General features: G+C 26.6%; 1 protein-coding gene. It reads left to right on the top strand.

The window, feature by feature from the left end; translation table 4 throughout:
* Positions 1–184, top strand: a 184-nt coding sequence (locus E1I18_RS03790) for a hypothetical protein (RefSeq protein ID WP_211334725.1), incomplete at its 5' end; no start/stop codon positions are given.
* Positions 185–331 lie beyond the last annotated feature (147 nt).

Raw genomic sequence — 331 nt, 5'->3', positions numbered from 1 at the left:
AGCATTTAGCAAACCATATGAAAGTTCAATATTTGCAAAAATATTATTTGCTGGAAAAGAAGAAAATATTGCACAGGTTTCAAGAGATAATGATAAGTTTACTATAAAACTTCAAAAATCTGTATCTCCTGAGTTTCGGAGTTACAAGCAAAATCAAAATATTTTTAAGTCCTTATGTACGTAGTACATAGGGATATTTTTAAGCAAAAAAATTACATAACATTACATAACATAATTTTATTTTTGTGATATAATTAAACTATGAAAAATCTAATAGTTATGATGATGGGAAACGGGAAAGCAAGATATTGCAGAGTTGTTAAGTCTAATG

Origin of the sequence: Mycoplasmopsis mucosicanis, assembly GCF_006546935.1 — a bacterium.
Classification (GTDB): Bacteria; Bacillota_I; Bacilli_A; order Mycoplasmatales; family Metamycoplasmataceae; genus Mycoplasmopsis; species Mycoplasmopsis mucosicanis.
The sequence above is the reverse complement of the archived record's forward strand: the minus strand, read 5'-3'. Positions and strand labels throughout refer to the sequence as shown.